Below are 20,172 nucleotides of genomic sequence, written 5' to 3'. Positions count from 1 at the left end.
ATCCGTCGATGGCCAAGCTCTACTTCTACTATTCGGCAATGAATGCCGGCAAGACCACCACCCTGCTGCAGAGCGCCCACAACTACCGCGAGCGCGGCATGCGGGTGGCGATCCTGACCCCGCGCCTGGACGATCGTGCCGGCGCCGGCGTGGTCGCCTCGCGGATCGGCCTGCGTGCGGACGGCATGGCCTTCGACCGCGATACCGACCTGCAGCGCTGGGTCGAGCAGGATCTGGCAGCCAACGGCCCGATGGGCTGCGTGCTGGTGGACGAGGCGCAGTTCCTGACCCGCGCCCAGGTCTGGCAGCTCAGCGAAGTGGTCGACCAGCTGCGCATTCCGGTGTTGTGCTACGGCCTGCGCACCGACTTCCGCGGCGAGCTGTTCGAAGGCAGCCAGTACCTGCTGGCCTGGGCCGACGAGATGCAGGAGATCAAGACCATCTGCCACAGCGGCAAGAAGGCGACGATGACGGTGCGCGTGGACGAGCATGGGCACGCGGTACAGGACGGCCCGCAGGTGGAGATCGGTGGCAACGACCGCTACGTGTCGGTCAGCCGCGCCGAGTTCAAGAAGATCACCCGCGGCGAAGGCCGGATCGATCCGGCGCAGGCGCCCCTGCCGCTGTAAAGGGTGTTCTTTTGCAGGGCTTGCAGCCCTGCACCTGCTCAACGCAACGGCAACGGCCAAAGCCAAAGCGGCATTCCGTGGGATGGCGGGGCGGTGTGGGTGGGCAGGACACGCCGTAAACCCGTCCATGGGGGCTCGATGGCGCCATCCATGGCGCCAACGGTCCTGCCCACCCACACCGCCCCACCTTCGACAGGTCCCCACGGCTGTTGGTAGGTGTCGACCTTGGTCGACACATCTGTCAGATATCGAAATAGATCTAGGGTCAGATCCGTTTTCCTTCGGAAAACGGATCTGACCCCAAGAGCAATTCCCACAGATCGCGGAGATCTGTCGAAGGCGGGGTGGGTCCGGTGGCGGGAGTGTCCGCGGCATGGATGCCGCGGCCAAGCCCCCAGGGATGGGTTTACGGCGTCTCCCGCCACCGGACCCACCCCGCCATTCCACGGGATACCAGCTTTCGCTGTTGCTGTTGCGTTGAGCAGGTGCAGGGCTGCAAGCCCTGCAAACCCAACACCCCTCTTAGTACAGCGTGCGCTCCGGCGCGCCCGCCGGCGGCGGCGTGTACTGGTACAGCCAGGTCTCGGTGAGGGTCTTGCCGCCACTGCGCAGGAACAGGCGGATGTCGATCTGCTCGGTACTGCCTTCCGGCGGCACCAGGTCGAACATCGCGCGGTAACCGTTGATCTCGCGCAACGGGCGTGCCGACACGATCTCGACCCGGCCGCGGCTGGCTTCCACCACCGCTTCGACCTCGCCCTTGTCGATCAGCCCGGCCAGTTCGCCGCCTTCGAAGTCCACCGCGAAGCGCCAGCTGAAGTACTCGCGCTTCTTGCCGACCACGCCCCCCAGGCCGGTGCGGCTGGCCACGCAGTGCGCCAGCGGCGGCCGTGCCGGCGGTTCGGCGCCCCAGTACAGACGGTAGCCGACCAGCAGCTCCTGGCCCGGCTGCGGCTTTTCCTTCGGGTTCCAGAACGCCACGATGTTGTCGAAGGTCTCGTCCACGGTGGGAATCTCCACCAGCTGCACCGAGCCTTCGCCCCATTCGCCCTTCGGCTCCACCCACAGGCAGGGGCGCTTCTCGTAGAACACGCCGTCGTCCTGGTAATGGTCGAAGTTGCGGTCGCGCTGCAGCAGGCCGAAACCACGCGGGTTGCGGTCGACGAACATGTTGAAGCGCAGGTTGCGCGGGTTCAGCAGCGGCCGCCAGATCCACTCGCCGGCACCGGTCCACAGCGACAGGCCGTCGGTGTCGTGGATCTCCGGGCGCCAGTCCCATGCCATGCGGCGGTCGTTCTCGCCCACCTGGTACATGCTGGTGCACGGGGCGATGCCCAGCCGCTCGATCGCCTTGCGCGGGTACAGCGCGCTGTCGATGTCCATCAGCAGCACGTCGCCATTGGTGATGGCGAAGCGGTAGGCACCGGCCACGCTGGGCGAATCCAGCAGGCCGTAGACCACGATCGTCTCCGAATCGGCCGACGGCTGTTCCAGGTAGTAGGCGATGAAGTCCGGGAATTCCTCCGGCTTGCCCATGCCGGTGTCGATCGCCAGGCCGCGCGCGGACTGGCCGTACTGGCCCTCCTTGCCGACCGCGCGGAAGTAGCTGGCGCCGAGGAAGGCGGCGAAGTCGCGGTCGGTGTCCTTGCGGGTGTTCAGGCGGAAACCGGCGAAGCCGAGGTCGGCCGGCAGCTCGCCGTCCTTGATGCCGCTCTTGCCGTAGTTGAACGCCGCGCCGTCATACGCCAGCTCCTGCGCCTTGCCGTCGACTACGTCGAACATGCGCACCGGCGAATGGAAGTACAGGCCCAGATGGAAGAACTTGGCCTGGAACTTGCCCGGCTGGTCAGCCCACAGCGCATGGTCCTGGCGATAGCCGATCGACTGGTACTGGTCCCAGTCCAGTCCCTCCAGGCGGCCCGGCAGCACCCGCTTGTGGCTCTTGTAGGGCGCCTGGGCCAGCGCGCGCGCCTGGCCCTTCAGGGTGGCGAAGTCGAACGGCTGTGGCTGGCCGAGGCGGCGCAGGCCCATCTGGCCGCTCTTGCTGGCCGCGCATGCGGGCAGGGACGGCAGGCCGAATGCAGCCAGGGCGAGGGAGGCATTGCGGATGAAGTCGCGTCGTTGCATGCAGGCGCGTCAGGCACAGAGGGAAGGTCGGCCATCATAGGCAGACAAACGTTAACGGGCAGCGGAGACGTGCCCTGCCCGTTCAGCTGCCGCTGGCCGCCGGCTCAGCGCTGGCAGTGGCTGCACCAGACGCTGGCACGCTGGCCGATGGTGGCGTGCTTCAGCGCGCGGCCACAGTTCGGGCAGGGCAGGCCGTCGCGGCCGTACACCAGCAGTTCCTGTTCGAAGTAGCCCGGCGCGCCGTCAGGGCTGATGAAATCGCGCAGCGTGGTGCCGCCACGGGTGATGGCGTAGCCCAGGATCTCCTTCACCGCATCGGCCAGCCGCTGGTAGCGCCCGCGCGAGATCTTCCCGGCCTCGCGCAGCGGGCTGATGCCGGCCTTGAACAGGCTCTCGGCGGCGTAGATGTTGCCCACCCCCACCACCACCGCCTGGTCCATCAGGAACGTCTTCACCGGCGCGCTGCGGCCACGGCTGCGGGCGAACAGGTAGTCGCCGTCGAACGCGTCGTCCAGTGGCTCCGGGCCCAGCCCCTGCAACAGCGGGTGGATCTCGCCGGCCGGCTGCCAGAGCAGGCTGCCGAAGCGGCGCGGGTCGTTGAAGCGCAGCAGGCGGCCGTTGTCCAGGCTGATGTCGACGTGGTCGTGGGCGCGCACCGGCGTATCACCGGGCAGCACACGCAGGCTGCCGGACATGCCCAGGTGCAGCACCGCGCTGCCGATGGCGGTATCCAGCAGCAGGTACTTGGCGCGCCGGCGGATCTCCTCGATGCGCTGTCCCGGCAGCAGCTCGGCCACTTCCGGCGGGATCGGCCAGCGCAGATCGGCGCGGCGCAGGATCACGCCATGCACGCGACGGCCCTGCAGGTGCGGCGCCAGGCCGCGGCGGGTGGTTTCTACTTCGGGCAGTTCAGGCATGGGTTGATTCTACGCGGGGCCAGACGAAGCCGCCGGGTGGGGCCGGGGCGAGCTACGGCACCAGGCCGGCCGCTTCCACCAGGAAGGCGCCCTCGACCAGTGCGCCACGTCCGCCCAGGCGCCAGAACGCCAGATAGGGCGCGAAGTCGACGGCTGCCGGGGAGAGCGGCTGGGCGATATACCAGCCCAGGTAGAGGTCCGAAGCGATGTGGTACAGCGCCTCGTCCAGCGCGGCAACCTGTGGGGTATCCAGCGTGCGCGCCTCGCGCACCACATCACAGACGACATCATGCAGATAGGCGGCGGGGCCCGATTCGCGCCAGGCCGCCTGCAGCTGACCGGCGGTGGCTGCCACCACGGGTACGTCGCGCAAGGTCGCCTGCAGCCCGGGCTCACCGGCCCTCCCGGCCACCCTCGCCAGCTCATCCAGCCAGGTCCGCGCGGCGGCCGCCACGGCCTGCGCATCGCCGGCGATGGCCGGCTGCAGGTACAGGTGCTCGCCCCAGTGGCCTGCGCCAAGCACGTCCAGCGCGCGCGACTGCAGCGCATCGGCATGCGGGAAACGGGCGAATACCGCCGCCAGCGTGTCCGGGTCAGTCACACCCTGCAGCAGGCCGGAAAAGTACCAGTCCTCCTGCTCGCTGCGGCCAGCGCAGAATTCAAGCCATTCGGCGAACAGCTCCTCGTCGATCCGATCATCCATGGGGGGCTCCTGCGGAAACATGTGGCCGCGATGATCGCCCGGCGGGCCGCGCGTGGGCCAGCCTGCACTCAGCGCGGTGGCGCCGACAGCTCGCGTGCATCCAGATAGCCATCACCGTTGGCATCCTGCTTATGGAAGCGCTGCACGATCACCTGCCGCTGCTGCTCGCGGCTGATCGCCCTGCCCTTGCCACCGGGCAGCTCATCGGCGCTCAGCACACCATCACCATTGCGGTCCATGCGGTCGAAGGCATACAGCATCCACTGCACGTACTCGGCCTCGCTGACCTTGCCGTCGCCATCGCTGTCCATCCGCTGCAGGTAGCTGGTGGTATCGGTGACCTGGGCCAGCGCCGCGCCCGGCAGCAGCACCGCCAGCACAAGCCCGTACCCTGCCCTCACGCGCCCACCAGGCTGTAGCCCTTCAACCGTGCGGCGTAGGCCTGCAACGCAGCGATCCCGCTTTCCTCGGCCTCGCGGCACCACGCCTGCAGCTGATGCAGGCGCTCGGCGGCATCGTGGCCGCGGGCCTCGAGCAGCACCGCCAGCCGCGCGCGGTACTCGACCAGTGTGCGGATGCGCGGGCGCTGGGCCACCCATTCGCTGAGCTGGGCACGACTGTCCGGCTTCAGCCAGCGGCCATCGTTGACCAGGCCACGGCGCAGGCGGCGCGGCAGCAGGCGGCGCAGCTTGGCCCCAGCCTGCACGGCTTCCTCGCGCAGAGCCGGCATGAACACATTGCGCTGGTAATCGGTCATCGCCTGGAAGCGGTGCGACAGCAGCGCCTTCAGGGTTTCGGCATCGGGCACCGCGATGTTCGGGCGCACATCCATGGCCGGCGCCACCCGCAGCACCTTGGCCAGGCGCAGCGCCTGCAGCAGGCGGATCGCGCTCCAGCCAATGTCGAATTCCCAGCGCCGCATCGCGAAGCGCGCCGAACTGGGGAAGGCATGATGGTTGTTGTGCAGCTCCTCGCCACCGATCCAGAACCCCCACGGCGTGAGGTTGGTGGAGGTATCGGCCGACTCGTAGTTGCGGTAGCCCCACCAGTGACCCAGGCCATTGACCACGCCCGCGGCCCAGAACGGAATCCACGCCATCTGGATCGCCCACAGGGCCACGCCGGGCAGGCCGAACAGCACGCTGTTGATCACCAGCAGCAGCACCGGGCCGAGCGTGGCGTGCGGGGTATACAGGTGGCGCTCGATCACATCGTCCGGGGTGCCGCGCCCGTACTGCTCGATGTCCGCGCGCATGCCGCGCGCTTCCCGGTACAGCTCCACGCCATGCCAGAACACCGTGCCGATGCCGCGGGTGACCGGGCTGTGCGGGTCATCTTCGGTCTCTACCTTGGCATGGTGCTTGCGGTGGATGGCCACCCACTCGCGGGTGATCATCGAGGTGGTCAGCCACAACCAGAAACGGAACACGTGGGCCAGCGCCGGGTGGAAATCGACCCCGCGATGGGCCTGGCTGCGGTGCAGGTACAGGGTCACCGCGAAGATGGTGATCTGGGTGAAGACCAGCAGCACGCCCAGCATGGCCCACCAGCCCAGGCCGAGCACACCACCGGTCAACAGGGACATCAGGGCATCTGGCATGGCGGCTCTCCGGATCGACGCGGGGATGGCAGACATGATGGGCGCTTGCGTTGCAAACTGCATCCCTGCGGCGGTGATTGCCACCGCCTTCCGTGGCACCGTTCACAGTTGGGGACCTGAGTTGTCGAGCCTTGATCCACGCGCCAGCGCCATGACCGCCGCCCCGCCCCTGGCGGAGCTGCCCCCCTTGATCGAACTGGACCGCGCCACCGTGGTACGCGGCCAGGTGAAGGTGCTGCACGGGCTCAGCCTGCGCATCGCACAGGGCCAGCACACCGCCCTGCTCGGCCCCAACGGCTGCGGCAAGTCCACCTTCATCAAGCTGATCACCCGCGAGCTGTACCCGCTGGCCCAGGGCGACGGCTCGGTGGCGGTGAAGGTGCTGGGCCAGAACCGCTGGCAGGTGGATCGCCTGCGCTCACAGCTGGGCATCGTCACCGGCGACCTCAGCAGCAACCTCTCCGACATGCCCGGGCTGACCGTGGAACAGGCCGTGCTGTCCGGCTTCTTCGCCAGCTACGTGGTGCCGGCGTTCCGCGAGGTAACCGCCGACATGCGTGCACGCGTTGGCGAGACACTGGCGATGACCGGCGCGCTGTCGCTGCGCGAACGCGCCTATGCCGAGTTGTCGGCCGGCGAGACCCGCCGCGTGCTGATCGCCCGCGCGCTGGTCAACCGGCCGCAGGCCCTGCTGCTGGATGAACCCTCCACCGGGCTGGACCTGGTCGCCCGCGAGCAGCTGGTGGCGACCATGCGGGTGCTGGCACAGCAGGGCATCACCCTGGTGCTGGTGACCCACCACATCGAAGAGATCATTCCCGAGATCGAGCGGGTGGTGCTGCTGCGCGACGGCCGCGTACTGGCCGATGGCACCCGCGCCGAACTGCTGCGCAATGAACCGCTGTCCGCGGTATTCGGTGGCGCGATCACGGTGGTCGAGCAGGAAGGGCGGCTGACTGCGTACGCGGGATAGACAGATGCATCGCTCTCCGTAACCGTCTGTAGAGTCGAGCCATGCTCGACTGCCGTTCGCCGCGAGCAGAAGCAGCCGAGCATGGGCTCGGCTCTACAGGATCCAATGCAGCGGGCCGGAACCCCGGCCCGCTGTACGCAACCTCAGAACCGCAACGCCAGCGCGCGTGACTCGATCGGTGCCATCCGGCTCTGGTCCTGCAGCTGCAGGTCGCGCAGCTCGTACGGTGCGCCGAAGCCGGCTGGCAACGCGGCCTGGTCGAACGGCAGCACCAGCTGGCCTGCGCCCGGGCCATCGAACCACGCGGCCGCATGTGCCTGTGCGACCGGCTTCAACTGGCCATCGCGGGCGGTGGCATACAGCGTGCCCCGCGCCTCATAGCGTCCGGCCGCTGCCACCTGCAGCGGCAGCGCCACCTGGCGGCTGGCCGGGTCCGGTGCCGCTTGGCCACTGAAACGGGCAGTCGGCCGTGCGACCGCAAAGGCGACCTTGCCATCGCGCAGCACGCCATCGGCCTGGGCGAACACCTGCAGCTCCCACAGACCCTGCACGCTGCCGACATCGGCCGGGATCCGCACCTGCGCGCGCAGGCTGCCATCGGTGGTGCGCAGCAGCCGCTGCGGCCAGCTGCGGCCATCCGGTGCGACGAGCAGGGCTTCACCGCCGAGGCCGCCACGACGCGATGCCAGCTGCGCGGTGGTGGCGCCATCTTCCAGCAACCGTGCCTGCAGCTGCACGTTGCCACCGGCCAGCACCTGCGCCTGGTTGGCCTGCACTTCCAGCCGCAGCGGACTGTTCGGCTCCAGCACCTGCACCACGTAGCGGCCCTGTGCCTGCGCGCTCTGCAGCGTGTACGCACCGACTGCACTGGTCGCGCCGGTACGCAGCATGCTGCTGCCATCACCCACCGGCATGCCGGCCTCCTGCAGTGCGCGCGCATCGACACTGCGCGCCACGCTGCTACGGCCGGCCGGGTCGCGCACCTGCAGGGTGTTGGCCGGCAGCGCGCGGGCACCGTCGGCCGGGCTCAGCTGGATCACCGCATCCGGTGCCGTCAGCGGCAGGTCCAGGCCGCGCTGCAGCTGCGTGCCATCGACCTGCTGCCAGTAGCTGCGGCTGACCGAGGCATACGGCGTGGTCGCCTGCAGCGGCTGTCCCGGGTCCAGCGCCCAGGCAAAGGCCAGTGGCGCGTGTTCGCTTTCATCGGTGGGCAGCGGTGCGGCCACCAGGGCGGCAGGCACCTGATCGCCCGCACGGGCGGCCTGCAGCGGCTGCGCGGCCTGCGCGGCGGAAAGGGACAGCACTGCCAGCACGGCGCTGGCCAGCAGGGTGGAATGGATCGTCATGGTCATCTCCCTCACTGGGCCAGGTCGTTGCGCAGGATCGTGCCGAGGCCGAAGCACTCGCGGCGGCTCTGGTTGTGGCTGAGCGGCTCGGCATCCTTGGTGCGCTGTTTGTCGGTGAACCAGGTGGTGCCGGCGGCCTTCTGGCTGCTGCACTCCAGGAAGCCATCGGAGCAGGACGACAGCCAGTTCTGGGTGAACTCCAGGCCGACATTGGCGGCGTAGCCACCGCAGTAGCTGTTGCTGTCCCACACCGCCGATTCCACGTCGCTGCCGACCACGGCGCGGAACGGCTTGGGCAGCGCAGGACGACCGGCGGTGCCGTACAGGTTCTGCGCGTTGTAGGTGGCCATGCTCGCCACCTGCTGCTGGCGCACCGCGTCGTTCTTGTAGCCCAGCAGCCAGCCCAGCGAGGTTTCGAAGGTGTTGCCGCTGAGCACCGCATCGGCCAGCGGCGTGCCGGCCGAGGACGGTGCCAGCGCGTTGACCTTGCGCACCGTGCGGATGATCTTCGGATAGCGGCTGTCGTAGGTCGGGTTGGACAGGATCCAGCGCATCACGTTGCCGCCGTTGGAATGGGTGATCACCACCAGCTGGGTGATGCCACGGCTGTCGATGAAGCTGGTCAGCTGGTTGGCCAGGCAACCGGCGGCTTCCGGCTTCCACATGTACTGGGTGAAGTCGCAGTTGATGACGACGTAGTTGCTGCTGTTCGGCAGGCCCTGGCGCACGGTGTCGATGATCGCCGGCTGCCAGTAGTCCTGGGTCGCATTGGTCTGCGCGCCAGTGCCGTGCACGAAGGCCACGCCGACCACATCGGCGGCCTGCGTCGGCGCGATTGCCAGCCCGAGGAGCAGGGCCAGGACGGTACTTCCTGTTGCGGTGCTGCGCATCGCTTCTCTCCCTCTGTCAGCGGATCCCCCCGACCCGGCTGGAACTGGACGGCCCTGGCGCTGGCTGTTGTGCCGATGCTCGCGGTGCAGTCGCGTGAAAGTCCGTGCGCTGCGCCCGGATTCAGGAGACTGACGTCAATCGATGACGCTTTTCATATCGCCGGGATGACCATGCCGGGTCTGGCCGTATGACCGATGGCCACTGCGGTGCCGCATACGGGCTGCGATCATGACGCGATGTTTTTCCTCCGGAGCCCGTCCATGTCGCTGCTTTCCCACCCTGCCCGCCCGCTGCTCGGCCTCGCCGTCATCGCGGCCCTGGCCGGTTGTGCCGCCACCGCCACCGCCACCAAGCCGACCGCCGTCGAAGCCAACATCACCACCAAGGCGGTGGGCTATCTGGACAAGAGCGCGGTACCGGCCAGCCTCGACCTGGTGCCGGCGCCGCCGGTGGCCGGTTCGGCCGCCCTCGCCCTCGACGAACAGGTCAGCCGTGAAGCCCGCGCGCTGCGTGGCAGCCCGCGCTTCGCCCAGGCCGGTGTCGATGCGGAACTCGGCTTCCCAGAAGGCGCCAACCACTTCTCCTGCGCCGCCGACATCGACGTCGATGCGGTGAAGACCCCGGCGCTGTACCGCCTGCTGGAGCGCAGCCGGATCGACGCCAGCGCCGCCACCAAGGCCGCCAAGAACCACTACCAGCGCCCGCGCCCGTTCATGGTCAATGGTGAACCGACCTGCTCGCCGAAGGACGAAGAAGGCCTGCGCAAGAACGGCTCGTATCCGTCCGGCCACACCTCGATCGGCTGGGCCTGGGCCCTGATCCTGTCGGAGATCGCACCGGATCGCGCCGATGCCATCCAGGCCCGCGGCCGCAACTACGGCGAGAGCCGCCTGGTCTGCAACGTGCACTGGCAGAGCGACATCCTCGAAGGCCGCTTCATGGGCGCCGCCGCCGTGGCCCGCCTGCATGACAACGCCGCGTTCAACAAGGACCTGCTGGCCGCACGCAAGGAGATCGCTGCCGCGCGCAAGGCCGGCCTGCACTCCAGCCGCGACTGCGCGGCCGAGGAAGCGGTGCTGAAGGTGCGCCCGCAGAGCGCGCTGTAAGCGGTGATCCGGGGTCAGAGCCCTTCCCTTCGGAAAGGGATCTGACCCCAGCGCGGAATGCCGATGCCATCGGGGTCGGATCCCTTTCCGCTGGAAAGGGCTCTGACCCCATTCGGCAACCGGTGGGTGTGAAGCAGAAGGGCCGGCATTGCGCCGGCCCTTCTTCATTGCATCAACGCAGCAACCGCATCAGAACTTCGCGGTGAACTCCACGCCCCAGGTACGCGGCTCGTTGAGGAAGCCGGTCAGGTTGTTGAAGTCGATCGCGCCGACCACGCGGGTCTGGTTGGTCAGGTTGCGGCCGAACACGGCCACGTCGTACTGGCCGTAATCCCAGTTGTAGCCCAGGCGCAGGCCGCCTTCCAGCGAACTACGGCCGCGGAATTCCGGCGACTCGTAGATGAAGAAGTTCACCGCGCTGCGGTAGGCCCAGTCGGTGTAGGCATACAGCTCGCTGCCATCGCTGAGCGGGAAGCCCACGCGCAGGGTCGCGTTGTGGATCCACTTCGGCGCCTGCGGCAGCGGGTTGCCGTTCACCAGCGCATAGGTGCCACCGTTGATGACGGTGGTCGGGTCGTTGATGGTGCAGCCACCGCCGCAGATCGCTACCGCCAGATCCTTGTCCTTGATCTCGGTGTCGTTGTAGCTGCTGCCGAAGGTCAGCAGCACGTTGTCAGCCAGATAGGCTTCCAGGTCCAGCTCCACGCCCTGGCCGATGGTCTTGTCAGCGTTGAGCAGGGTGGCGGTGTTGTTGGTGCCGCCCACCGCGATCAACTGCTGGCCGTCAACGTTGTAGCGGAACACGCTCAGGCCCAGGCGCGCGCGGCGCTCGAACAGGTCGGCCTTGATGCCGGCTTCGTACGAGATCACCTTCTCCGAATCGGCCTGCGACAGGCCCGGCGCGAAGGCCAGGCGGCCCTGGATCGACGGCGCGCGGAAGCCCTTGGCCACGCGGGCGTAAGCATTCACGTTGTCGGTCAGCTTGTACACGCCACTGACATCCCAGCTGACGTCGTTGACGTCGGTGTTGGCCAGGTACGGCCCGCTGACCGGGGTGCCGAACGGAACGGCCTGCAGCACGCTGGCGCTGAAGTCCTTCTTGTCCTGGGTGTAGCGCACGCCGGCACGCAGCTTGAAGCGGTCGGTGACGTCGAAGTCACCCGAGGCGAACACCGCCCACGCCTTGTTGCGCTGGTTCTGCACCACGTGGCCGGTCTGCGGGTTGCCCGGGGTCAGCGAGTCGTAGTTGAAGTTGTTGATGGTCACGTCTTCATCGAAATAGAAGACGCCGGCCTGCCAGTCGAAGCGGCCCCACTCGTTGGACTCGATGCGGAATTCCTGCGTCCACTGGCGATGGTGCGGCAGGCCGTCAGCCGACTCCGAGGAGAATGGAATCAGGCCCGGGCCGTAGTTGCCGGCGCCAAGGAACGCCGCACCGTAGCCACCGTCGATGTCGCCACGGTTGAGCGATTCGGCGGTTTCATAACCGGTGATCGAGTGCAGCGTCACCGAGCCGAGGTTCCACTGCAGGCGCGCGCTGCCGCCCCAGGTCTTCAGGTCGGAGAAGTTGACGCCATCGTTGGCCACCTTGTCGCGATCGAAGTTCTCGACCAGCGAATTGCCACCCTTCTGGATGATGTTGGCGCGGAACAGGCGCGCAGTGCCGTTGAGCTTGCGCTTGTGCAGGTTGAACAGCGCTTCGAAGTCGTCGCCTTCGTACAGGAACTGCACGCGGCCGGCGGCTTCGTCATAGCCTTCGAAGCCGCTGTTGGGGGCACCGACGCGGGTGTTGTCGACCCAGTCGTCGCGGCGCTGGTAGATCGCCGAGACACGTGCCGACCAGCGGTCGGTCAACGGACCGCCGTAGGCGCCCTGCACATTCCAGCTGTTGTAGCTGCCGTAGCCGACGCGGATGTAGCCATCGGCATCCTGCGACGGACGTGCCGAATCGAACTTCACCACGCCGGCCGGCGTGTTGCGGCCGAACAGCGTGCCCTGCGGACCGCGCAGCACTTCCACGTTGGCCAGGTCGAACAGCGGGAAGCCCTTCAGCAGCGGGCTTTCCTGCACCACGTCGTCGTACACCAGCGACACCGGCTGCGAGGCATTGAGGTCGAAGTCGGTGTTGCCCAGGCCGCGGATGTAGAAGCGCGGGAAGGCACGACCGTAGGACGACTCGATGTTGAGGCTGGGCACGCGTGCGGCCAGGAAGCGGATGTCATCGCCGGCCGAGCCGAGCACATCCAGCTTCTCGCCCTGGATCGCGGAGACCGCGACCGGCACGTCCTTGGCGTTCTCGACGCGGCGCTGCGCGGTCACCTGCAGGGCGTCGAGGGCAACCGGATCCTTGGCAGCGGGGGTTTCCTGGGCGGCTGCTACCAGCGGCAGCAGGGCGGAAAGAGCGGCAACGAGGGGGCGCGCGACCGGAAATCGGCCACGGGAAGTGCGGGTCGGGGACATGGCGGTAGGCTGTGTTTGGAGGGGTGGTAAAACGGCGCTACCAGATAATTGTTGCAATACAGCACCTGCCCCGCAAATGCCGGCCGTTCATGGCCGCGCCTCCCGGCGCCCGGTGCACTCGCTAGACTCGGGGTTTTCCAGCCCTGCAGAGCCGCCGCGATGACCCAGTGGTACTTCCATGCCTCCGCCCAGGCCGAGCGTATCGGCCCGCTTGATGACGAGGCCGCGCGCCGTTATGCGCAGGCCAACCCGCGCGCCCTGGCCTGGTGCCAGGGCATGAGCGGGTGGACCTCGATTGCCGAGGTGCCCGAACTGCAGTCCGCGGCCCCGGGCATGCCGAACACCCCGCCGCCGGTCCCCGCCGCGGCCAGCGGCCGCGCCGACGACATCGAGTTCCGCATCGTCGGCCATGAAATGCAGTTCGTGGAGATCGAGCTCGACCCCGGCGAAAGCGCAATCGCCGAGGCGGGGGCGCTGATGTTCAAGGACGCCACGGTGCAGATGGACACGGTGTTCGGCGCCGCCAACGGCGACCAGGGCGGCGGCTTCATGGGCAAGGTGATGGCCGCCGGCAAGCGCGTGCTGACCGGCGAGAGCCTGTTCGCCACCGTCTACACCCAGAGCGGCCACGGCAAGGGCAAGGTCGCCTTCGCCGCGCCCTACCCCGGCACCGTGCTGGCAATGAAGCTGGACCAGCATGGCGGCCGCCTGATCTGCCAGAAGGACAGCTTCCTGGCCGGCGCGCGCGGCGTGCAGATCGGCGTGCAGTTCCAGCGCAAGATCATGACCGGCCTGTTCGGCGGCGAAGGTTTCATCATGCAGAAGCTGGAAGGCGACGGCTGGGTGTTCATCCATGCCGGCGGTTGCGTGGTGGAGCGCGAGCTGGCGGCCGGCGAGCGGCTGGATGTGGATACCGGCTGTGTGGTGGCCTACCACCCGACCGTGGACATGGACGTACGCCGGGTCACCGGCATCAAGAGCATGCTGTTCGGTGGCGAAGGCGTGTTCCTGGCCACGCTCACCGGTCCGGGCAAGGTCTGGCTGCAGTCGCTGCCGTTCTCGCGTCTGGCCGGCCGCATGTGGATGGCCGCGCCGCAGGGCGGTGGCCAGAACCGCGGCGAAGGCTCGGTACTGGGCGGCCTGGGCCGGATGCTGGACGGCGACAACCGGTTCTGACCGCCCCCGGTCGTGCTGGCCGCTGGCCGGCAGCCCATGGACCTTGGCGCGCATCCCGGTCGTGCCGGCCGCTGGCCGGCAGCCCCATGGACCTTGGCGCGCATCCCGGTCGTGCCGGCCGCTGGCCGGCAGCCCCATGGACCTTGGCGAGCGTCCCGGTAGTGCCGGCCGCTGGCCGGCAGCCCCATGGACCGTTGCCAGGTTCCCAATGATTGCCGGCCAGCGGCCGGCACTACCTTTATGAATGGGCGATGTTTCCCACCCTGCCCGCCCCGCCACGGCTTCGGTATGCTGGCGCCCTTTCCTGAATCCGGCGCCGCGAGCGCACTGCCGATGAGCCTGTTCCGCCCCCGCATGCTGCTGTCCGTCGCCCTGATCGGCCTGCTGGCCGGCTGCGGTGGCGATCCGGTCCGTCCCACGCCGCCGCCGGCACCCACCGTGGTGCCGCAGGCCAAGCCGGTGAAGATCGGCATCGCCCTCGGAGGCGGCGCGGCCAAGGGCTTCGCCCACATCGGCGTGATCAAGATGCTGGAGGCCAATGGCTTCGAGCCGGCCGTGGTGTCCGGCACCAGTGCCGGCAGCGTGGTCGGTGCGCTGTATGCCAGCGGCATGGACGCGTTCCAGATGCAGAGCAAGGCGGTCGCGCTGGACGAAGCCAGCATCCGCGACGTGCGCCTGTTCTCCGGCGGCCTGGTGCAGGGCCAGAAGCTGCAGGACTACGTCAACGAGCAGGTTGCCAACCGTCCTGCCGAGCGCCTGAAGAAGCCGTTCGCCGCCGTCGCCACCCAGCTGGAGACCGGCGAGCGTGCGATCTTCGTGCGCGGCAACGTCGGCCAGGCGGTGCGCGCGTCGAGCAGCATTCCCGGTGTGTTCGAGCCAGTGAAGATCGGCGGCCGCAACTACATCGATGGCGGCGTGGTCAGCCCGGTGCCGGTGGATGCCGCGCGCCAGCTCGGCGCCGACTTCGTGATCGCCGTGGACATCTCCAGCAAGGCCAGCGGCAAGGCGCCGACCGACATGCTGGGCATCGTCAACCAGTCCATCTCGATCATGGGCCAACGCCTGGGCGAGCAGGAACTGGCACGCGCCGACATCGTCATCCGCCCGAAGGTGCTGGACATCGGCGCCGCCGATTTCAGCCAGCGTGGCACCGCAATCCTGGAAGGCGAAAAGGCCGCGATGGCAGCCATGCCGCAGATCCGCGCGAAGATCCAGCAGCTGCAGCGCGCACGTGCCGCGGCGGCCGCACCGGCACCGGTGGCCGCGCCGAAGTGCGAGGAAGCCTCGCGCCTGGGCAAGCTGATGGGCCGCAAGGACAAGTGCTGACCTGAGCCGGCGTGTCGCTGCCAGACAGCGACGCGCGTGCTAGCGCGCGGGCCGGTAACCGCTGGCCTGCTGCCGCTCGCGCCTGCGCATCTGGCGGGCCTGCTCCTGCAGTGCCGCCGTATGCTGCAGTTGTTCCATGCCATCGGCCGGCACATGCAGCTGGCGTCGCGCACGGGTCAGCGCCAGATAGACCGCGCGCACCGGGTTGTGCCAGATGTGCCTGCCCTGCCCCGCACTGAAGCAACCGGGCGACAGCGAGACCACGTCGAACTGCAGGTTCTTCGCGTGTTCGGCCAGGCACAGCGCCACCCGCCCTTCAGCGGGCGTGTCCTGGTCATCAAGCGCCAGCAGCAGTGACTGCACCCGATCGGCAGACCCGAACAGTTCGACCAGCGCGCCCTGCCCTTCGTCGGCCTGCGTGGCCAGGAAGCGCTCCCATTCCTGGTCCGATGCGCTGTCGCGGCGCCGGCGCCACGCATCCAGTGGCCGCTGCAGCACGCTGCGCAGCGCGCGCAGCGCGCGCAGCGATGCCGGATGCAGGTAGGGCCGCAGCCCGAGTGCGTGCAGCTGTGCCGCGTCCAGGGCCAGATCGGCGACGCTGCCATGGATGCGCAGGCCCTCGCTCGGCACCTGCGCCCAGTCGCGGTAATGCAGCACACCGGTGGCGCGGTCGGTGGCACCGACGAACGGCCCACTTTCCTGGCCCAGTCCATCCAGTGCCAGGGTCTGGTTGACCAGGCCCTCGACCTGGTTGCCCTGGCGCACCGACTGGTGCATTTCCAGCACCTTCGACGCGGCCCAGCGCGGCACCGTACCGGTCAGGCACTGGTGCGGATCACCCAGGCTGACCACGCCAGGCGCATGGCCGGCCAGCAACTGCTTCCACGACGGGCTCAGGTCGTGCGCCTCGTCCACCAGCAGCATGCCCATGTCCAGCGGCGGGGTGACGCCGCGCAGGGCCAACCACTTGCCGATGTGCGCCGGGCTGAGGCTCAGCAGCGTGCCCCGCTGCAGTTCGGCGTCGAACATGCAGCGCCAGACGTGCTCGGCGGCCGCCATGTACGGCGACACATCGAGCATCGCAGCGGGCACCGAACGGTCGAAATGCTGGAACGCCAAGCCCGGGGCCGACGACGCGCACCAACGGTTGATGGCCTCGAACGCGGTCAGCAGCACCTGCTCCGGGCTGCGCCCACCGATGCCCTGCAGTCCGATGCGGCCGGCAATCTCGCGCGGAGTACGGGTGCTGCGCCGGTAGCTGGCAACGAAGCCACCGGTCTGGCCGCTGCGCGCGGCGTGCTGGGCCACGCGGTTGGCGAACTCGATCTGGGTCAGCAGGCGCACCGCAGTGCTGGTCGGCACGCGGGCGCGGAAGGCTTCCACCTGCCCACGCGAGGGCGCCACGTAGGTGTAGCGGCCCGGCCGCGCATCCATCAGCGCCAGCACCAGGTGGCCCTTGCCGGTGCCGGCATAGCCATCGAGGTCGATCAGCTCATCGGGGTTGGCGGCGATGGCGCGCAGCACGCGGGCCTGCTCGGAGGTGTACAGGCCATGGTGCTCGACCGACCGCGCATCCGCGGCGGAGACGTCATCCTGCGTGGCCTCGTCATCGTCACTGGAAAAGGTGGCGGGAAAGCGGATCTCATGTTCGACCAGGGTTTCCTGGCAGGCCTGCTGCAGGGCCAGGCCCGGGTACTCCCGTGGCGACTGCGCGATGACGTCCTGCAGGATCTCCGCCGGCGCCAGCAGCACGCCGTGGGCAGCCAATGCGGTCAGCCAGGCATCCAGCTCCGGTTGGCCACCGCCACCGGGCCCGGCCAGCTGTGCAGCCGCGCCTTCGTTGCCGGCAAACAACGCGCAGGCATCATGCAGCAGGCGCTCGATCTCGGCCGCCGGATGCAGGCGCGTCCGGCACAGCTGCGCGGCCATCAGCCCGGCCTGCTCCACTGCGGTCTGCGGTGGCGTGCCATGGGCAACGTAGCGCGCCAGCGACTTGCGCTGCAGCGGCAGGAACGTGGTGGTGGGCAGCGGGTGCTGGAGTTCGGACATGCGTGGAACCGGAAAGGAACGCTGCGACGCGCGCAGGGCGGAGATGCTCGGCTACCCGCCCGGCGCCGTCAAATCGCAGCGGCGCGTTCATTCCAGCTGCGACAGCGGCAATGCCTGGAAGCCCTTCACCGTGCGCAGCACGAAGCTGGAATTGGCATCGGCCACGCCACCGGCGTTGAGCAGCCGGTCCAGCAGGAAGTGCGAGAAGTGCTCCAGGTCGCGCACGTAGACGTGCAGCAGGTAGTCCATGTCGCCGGTCAGTGCATGGCAGGCCACCACTTCATCCCAGCCCTGCACGCTGTCCACGAAGTGGCCGATGGCGGCCTGGTCGTGCTTTTCCAGCTGCACGCGCACGAAGGCCTGCAGGCCCAGGCGCAGCTGGCGCGGTTCCAGCCGCGCGCCATAGCCGACGATCACGCCCTCGCTTTCCAACCGCTGCAGGCGACGCAGGCAGGCCGAGGGCGAGAGGTTCACCCGTGTCGCCAGCTCGGCGTTGGTGGCGCGCCCATCCCGCTGGATTTCAGCCAGCAGACGTATATCCGTGCGATCGAACTGGACTTCTCCGGCCATTGTTGCCCCGCAACATGGTGAGTACGCAAGGATATTGCGCCAACAAGGCCAATCGGCGCAACTTTTGCAACCCTGTTGCGCGCGCCCTGCCCTAGCATCGTGGGTATCCCGTCAAGGAGTGCCCCATGGACCTCGCCCAGCCCCGCCGCGTCGAACACCAGCAGACCGACAAGGGCTACGTGCCGGTGTATACCACCGCGCTCGTCGAGCAACCGTGGGACACCTACAGCGCCGACGACCACGCCACCTGGAGCACGCTGTACCAGCGCCAGCGCGAACTGCTGGTCGGCCGCGCCTGCCAGGAATTCCTGGATGCACAGGACGAGATGGGCATGAACGCGCACATGATTCCGCGCTTCGACCAGCTCAACGAAGTACTGGGCGCGGCCACCGGCTGGACCCTGGTCGGCGTCGAAGGCCTGCTGCCGGAACTGGATTTCTTCGACCACCTGGCCAACCGCCGATTCCCGGTGACCTGGTGGATCCGTCGCCCGGACCAGATCGATTACATCGCCGAACCGGACCTGTTCCACGATCTTTTCGGCCATGTGCCGCTGCTGATGAACCCGGTGTTCGCCGACTACATGGAGGCGTACGGCCGTGGCGGCGTCAAAGCCCACGCGATCGGCCCGGACGCCCTGCAGAACCTGACCCGCCTGTACTGGTACACGGTGGAGTTCGGCCTGATCGATACACCCGACGGCCTGCGCATCTACGGCGCCGGCATCGTGTCGTCGAAGGGCGAATCGCTGTACTCGCTGGAATCGGCCGCGCCCAACCGCATCGGTTTCGACCTGCAGCGGATCATGCGCACGAAGTACCGCATCGACACCTTCCAGAAGACCTACTTCGTCATCGACAGCTTCGAACAGCTGATGCAGGCGACGTCACCGGACTTCACCCCGATCTACGCGGCACTGTCTGACCAGGCGCATCTGCCGGCAGGCGATGTGCAGGGCGATGACCGCGTGTTCCAGAAGGGCACCGGCGAAGGCTGGGCCGACGGCGGCGACGTGTAAGCCCACGGCGCACAGCACTTCGCACTGAAAAGAAAACGGCGCACCTGGATGCGCCGTTTTCGTTGCTGCCTGCCTGCACCGTCACGGCAGTACAGGCGAGGGCAGGGCGATCAGGCGTCCACGGCCCGGCAGGAACCGCGCACCATCAATTGCGGATGCACGCTGGTTGCGGTCGGCGCATCCGGCACGTCGGCCTGCACCAGCATCGCCGCCGCCACGCGGCCGATGTCGGACACATGGCGACGCACCGAGGTCAGCGGCGGCCACAGCCGCGACGCCAGCGGGCTGTCGTCGTAGCTGACGATCGACAACTGCTGCGGCACCGCGATACCCGCACGCAACGCCACCTGGTACACGCCGGCGGCCATTTCGTCGTTGCCGGCAAAGATCGCACTGGGCCGTTGTCCGCCCATCAGCAGCCGTTCGGCGGCATGCACGCCCGACTCGAACGTATCGCCCGCTTCCAGCACGCGCTCACCCGGCAGGGTCAGGCCCACCTGGGCCAGCCGGTCGAGGAAGCCATGAGTGCGCTCGCGTGCGGTACGGCGATCGCCCGGACCGGCAATCACCGCGATATCGCGGTGGCCGAGCGAGAGCAGGTAGCCCGCTGCCGCGGCTGCACCGTCGCGATCGTGGGTGACCACGGCCTGTGCCTCGTCATCCGACACATGCGCGTTGATGCGGACGTAGCGGCATTCGATGCCGTCGAGCATCTCCGTCAACGCGGCCGACTCGGAGGCACGCGGGCCAAGGATCACGCCGTGCAGCTTCTGCTGCTGCACGAAGCGCCGCACACCGTGCGCACAGTCCGGAGACTGGCTGTCGCAGGGATGCACCACCAGCTCATAGCCGGTGCCGCGCAGCGCTTCCAGCGCGCCATGCTGCAGATCGACGATGCATTGGGCGCCCGGGTCGTCATACACCAGGCCGATCAGGAAGGAGCGGCGGAACGCGAGGCCGCGCGCCAGCGGGTCGGGCACGTAACCGACCTCGCGCATCAACGCCTCGACCTTGTCGCGGGTGTCTTTGCGCACCAGCGGCGAGTTGTTGATGATTCTTGAAACCGTTTTCTTGGAAACTCCCGACAGTCGTGCGATGTCGTTGATCGTGGCAGCCTTGCCCTTCGATGCCGGCAACGCGGCATCGCTAATAATTCGCACTGACATGTATAGAACCAGGTAAGTCGGAGAAGTCTAGCCTTGCGCCCGGTGGGCGCGAAGTTGCGGAATGTCGCAGCGGATGTGGATCGTGTCGTGTTCGACCGACCCGGCTGCGTGAGG

17 protein-coding genes are annotated in these 20,172 nt (G+C 68.2%); 6 read left to right on the top strand and 11 right to left on the bottom strand.

The features are described 5' to 3' along the window. Window positions 1-8: 8 nt before the first annotated feature. Window positions 9-629 (top strand): thymidine kinase, encoded by a 621-nt coding sequence (locus tag SriyCCGPB3_RS00240; RefSeq protein ID WP_008264720.1) that lies wholly within the window; start codon window positions 9-11, stop codon window positions 627-629. Window positions 630-1,151: 522 nt separating this feature from the next. On the opposite strand, the gene SriyCCGPB3_RS00235 is transcribed toward SriyCCGPB3_RS00240, so the two are convergent. The 5 genes from SriyCCGPB3_RS00235 to SriyCCGPB3_RS00215 form a co-directional block, all read right to left on the bottom strand. Next, window positions 1,152-2,756, bottom strand: a complete 1,605-nt coding sequence (locus SriyCCGPB3_RS00235) for a glucan biosynthesis protein (protein WP_164162924.1) — start codon at window positions 2,754-2,756, stop codon at window positions 1,152-1,154. Window positions 2,757-2,860: 104 nt separating this feature from the next. Continuing rightward, window positions 2,861-3,673 (bottom strand): bifunctional DNA-formamidopyrimidine glycosylase/DNA-(apurinic or apyrimidinic site) lyase, encoded by an 813-nt coding sequence (gene mutM, locus SriyCCGPB3_RS00230; protein ID WP_049422377.1) that lies wholly within the window; start codon window positions 3,671-3,673, stop codon window positions 2,861-2,863. Window positions 3,674-3,725: 52 nt separating this feature from the next. Beyond that, a complete protein-coding gene (locus SriyCCGPB3_RS00225) occupies window positions 3,726-4,376 on the bottom strand; it encodes a hypothetical protein (protein WP_180846551.1) in 651 nt (216 codons plus the stop codon). A 68-nt stretch (window positions 4,377-4,444) separates the two neighbouring features. Continuing rightward, window positions 4,445-4,777: an EF-hand domain-containing protein gene (locus SriyCCGPB3_RS00220; RefSeq protein WP_110710647.1), complete on the bottom strand. Its 333-nt coding sequence runs from the start codon at window positions 4,775-4,777 to the stop codon at window positions 4,445-4,447. Next, window positions 4,774-5,976: a DesA family fatty acid desaturase gene (locus tag SriyCCGPB3_RS00215; protein ID WP_110710646.1), complete on the bottom strand. Its 1,203-nt coding sequence runs from the start codon at window positions 5,974-5,976 to the stop codon at window positions 4,774-4,776. Before SriyCCGPB3_RS00215 ends, SriyCCGPB3_RS00220 begins: the two co-directional genes overlap by 4 nt. 151 nt (window positions 5,977-6,127) lie before the next feature. On the opposite strand from SriyCCGPB3_RS00215, the gene SriyCCGPB3_RS00210 reads away from it, so the two are divergent. Beyond that, entirely contained in the window at window positions 6,128-6,949 is an 822-nt protein-coding gene (locus SriyCCGPB3_RS00210) for an ABC transporter ATP-binding protein (RefSeq protein WP_110710645.1), read from the top strand. Between the two features lie 143 nt (window positions 6,950-7,092). Here SriyCCGPB3_RS00210 and SriyCCGPB3_RS00205 read toward each other — a convergent pair whose 3' ends face one another. After that, entirely contained in the window at window positions 7,093-8,295 is a 1,203-nt protein-coding gene (locus tag SriyCCGPB3_RS00205; RefSeq protein WP_164162923.1) for a DUF4785 domain-containing protein, read from the bottom strand. Window positions 8,296-8,306: 11 nt separating this feature from the next. Further along, the gene (locus SriyCCGPB3_RS00200) at window positions 8,307-9,185 is read right to left on the bottom strand and encodes a hypothetical protein (RefSeq protein ID WP_164162922.1); all 879 of its coding nucleotides are present in this window, start codon (window positions 9,183-9,185) and stop codon (window positions 8,307-8,309) included. 261 nt (window positions 9,186-9,446) lie between these two features. Here SriyCCGPB3_RS00200 and SriyCCGPB3_RS00195 point away from each other — a divergent pair, with 261 nt between their 5' ends. Continuing rightward, window positions 9,447-10,292, top strand: a complete 846-nt coding sequence (locus SriyCCGPB3_RS00195) for an acid phosphatase (protein WP_180854268.1) — start codon at window positions 9,447-9,449, stop codon at window positions 10,290-10,292. Between the two features lie 189 nt (window positions 10,293-10,481). Here the strand turns inward: SriyCCGPB3_RS00195 and SriyCCGPB3_RS00190 are convergent, their stop codons facing one another. Further along, complete coding sequence (locus SriyCCGPB3_RS00190) at window positions 10,482-12,752, bottom strand: TonB-dependent receptor (RefSeq protein ID WP_164162959.1); 2,271 nt, start codon at window positions 12,750-12,752, stop codon at window positions 10,482-10,484. A gap of 159 nt (window positions 12,753-12,911) precedes the next feature. Here SriyCCGPB3_RS00190 and SriyCCGPB3_RS00185 point away from each other — a divergent pair, with 159 nt between their 5' ends. Both SriyCCGPB3_RS00185 and SriyCCGPB3_RS00180 read left to right on the top strand, forming a co-directional pair. Continuing rightward, window positions 12,912-13,928 (top strand): TIGR00266 family protein, encoded by a 1,017-nt coding sequence (locus SriyCCGPB3_RS00185; protein WP_164162960.1) that lies wholly within the window; start codon window positions 12,912-12,914, stop codon window positions 13,926-13,928. A 333-nt stretch (window positions 13,929-14,261) separates the two neighbouring features. Beyond that, window positions 14,262-15,254 (top strand): patatin-like phospholipase family protein, encoded by a 993-nt coding sequence (locus SriyCCGPB3_RS00180; RefSeq protein ID WP_019337382.1) that lies wholly within the window; start codon window positions 14,262-14,264, stop codon window positions 15,252-15,254. 39 nt (window positions 15,255-15,293) lie between these two features. Here SriyCCGPB3_RS00180 and SriyCCGPB3_RS00175 read toward each other — a convergent pair whose 3' ends face one another. Together SriyCCGPB3_RS00175 and SriyCCGPB3_RS00170 are read right to left on the bottom strand one after the other, a co-directional pair. Beyond that, entirely contained in the window at window positions 15,294-17,303 is a 2,010-nt protein-coding gene (locus SriyCCGPB3_RS00175) for a hypothetical protein (RefSeq protein ID WP_164162913.1), read from the bottom strand. An 87-nt stretch (window positions 17,304-17,390) separates the two neighbouring features. Next, a complete protein-coding gene (locus SriyCCGPB3_RS00170) occupies window positions 17,391-17,873 on the bottom strand; it encodes an Lrp/AsnC family transcriptional regulator (RefSeq protein WP_004153377.1) in 483 nt (160 codons plus the stop codon). A gap of 125 nt (window positions 17,874-17,998) precedes the next feature. On the opposite strand from SriyCCGPB3_RS00170, the gene phhA reads away from it, so the two are divergent. After that, window positions 17,999-18,892 carry a phenylalanine 4-monooxygenase gene (gene phhA / locus SriyCCGPB3_RS00165; protein WP_110710638.1) on the top strand — a complete coding sequence of 298 codons (894 nt, stop codon included), beginning with the start codon at window positions 17,999-18,001 and terminating at the stop codon, window positions 18,890-18,892. Between the two features lie 110 nt (window positions 18,893-19,002). On the opposite strand, the gene SriyCCGPB3_RS00160 is transcribed toward phhA, so the two are convergent. After that, complete coding sequence (locus SriyCCGPB3_RS00160) at window positions 19,003-20,058, bottom strand: LacI family DNA-binding transcriptional regulator (protein WP_110710637.1); 1,056 nt, start codon at window positions 20,056-20,058, stop codon at window positions 19,003-19,005. Window positions 20,059-20,172: the final 114 nt, after the last annotated feature.

The organism is Stenotrophomonas riyadhensis, assembly GCF_040256885.1.
In the GTDB taxonomy this organism is placed as follows: Bacteria; Pseudomonadota; Gammaproteobacteria; order Xanthomonadales; family Xanthomonadaceae; genus Stenotrophomonas; species Stenotrophomonas riyadhensis.
This window is presented reverse-complemented; position numbering and strand designations above follow the sequence as displayed.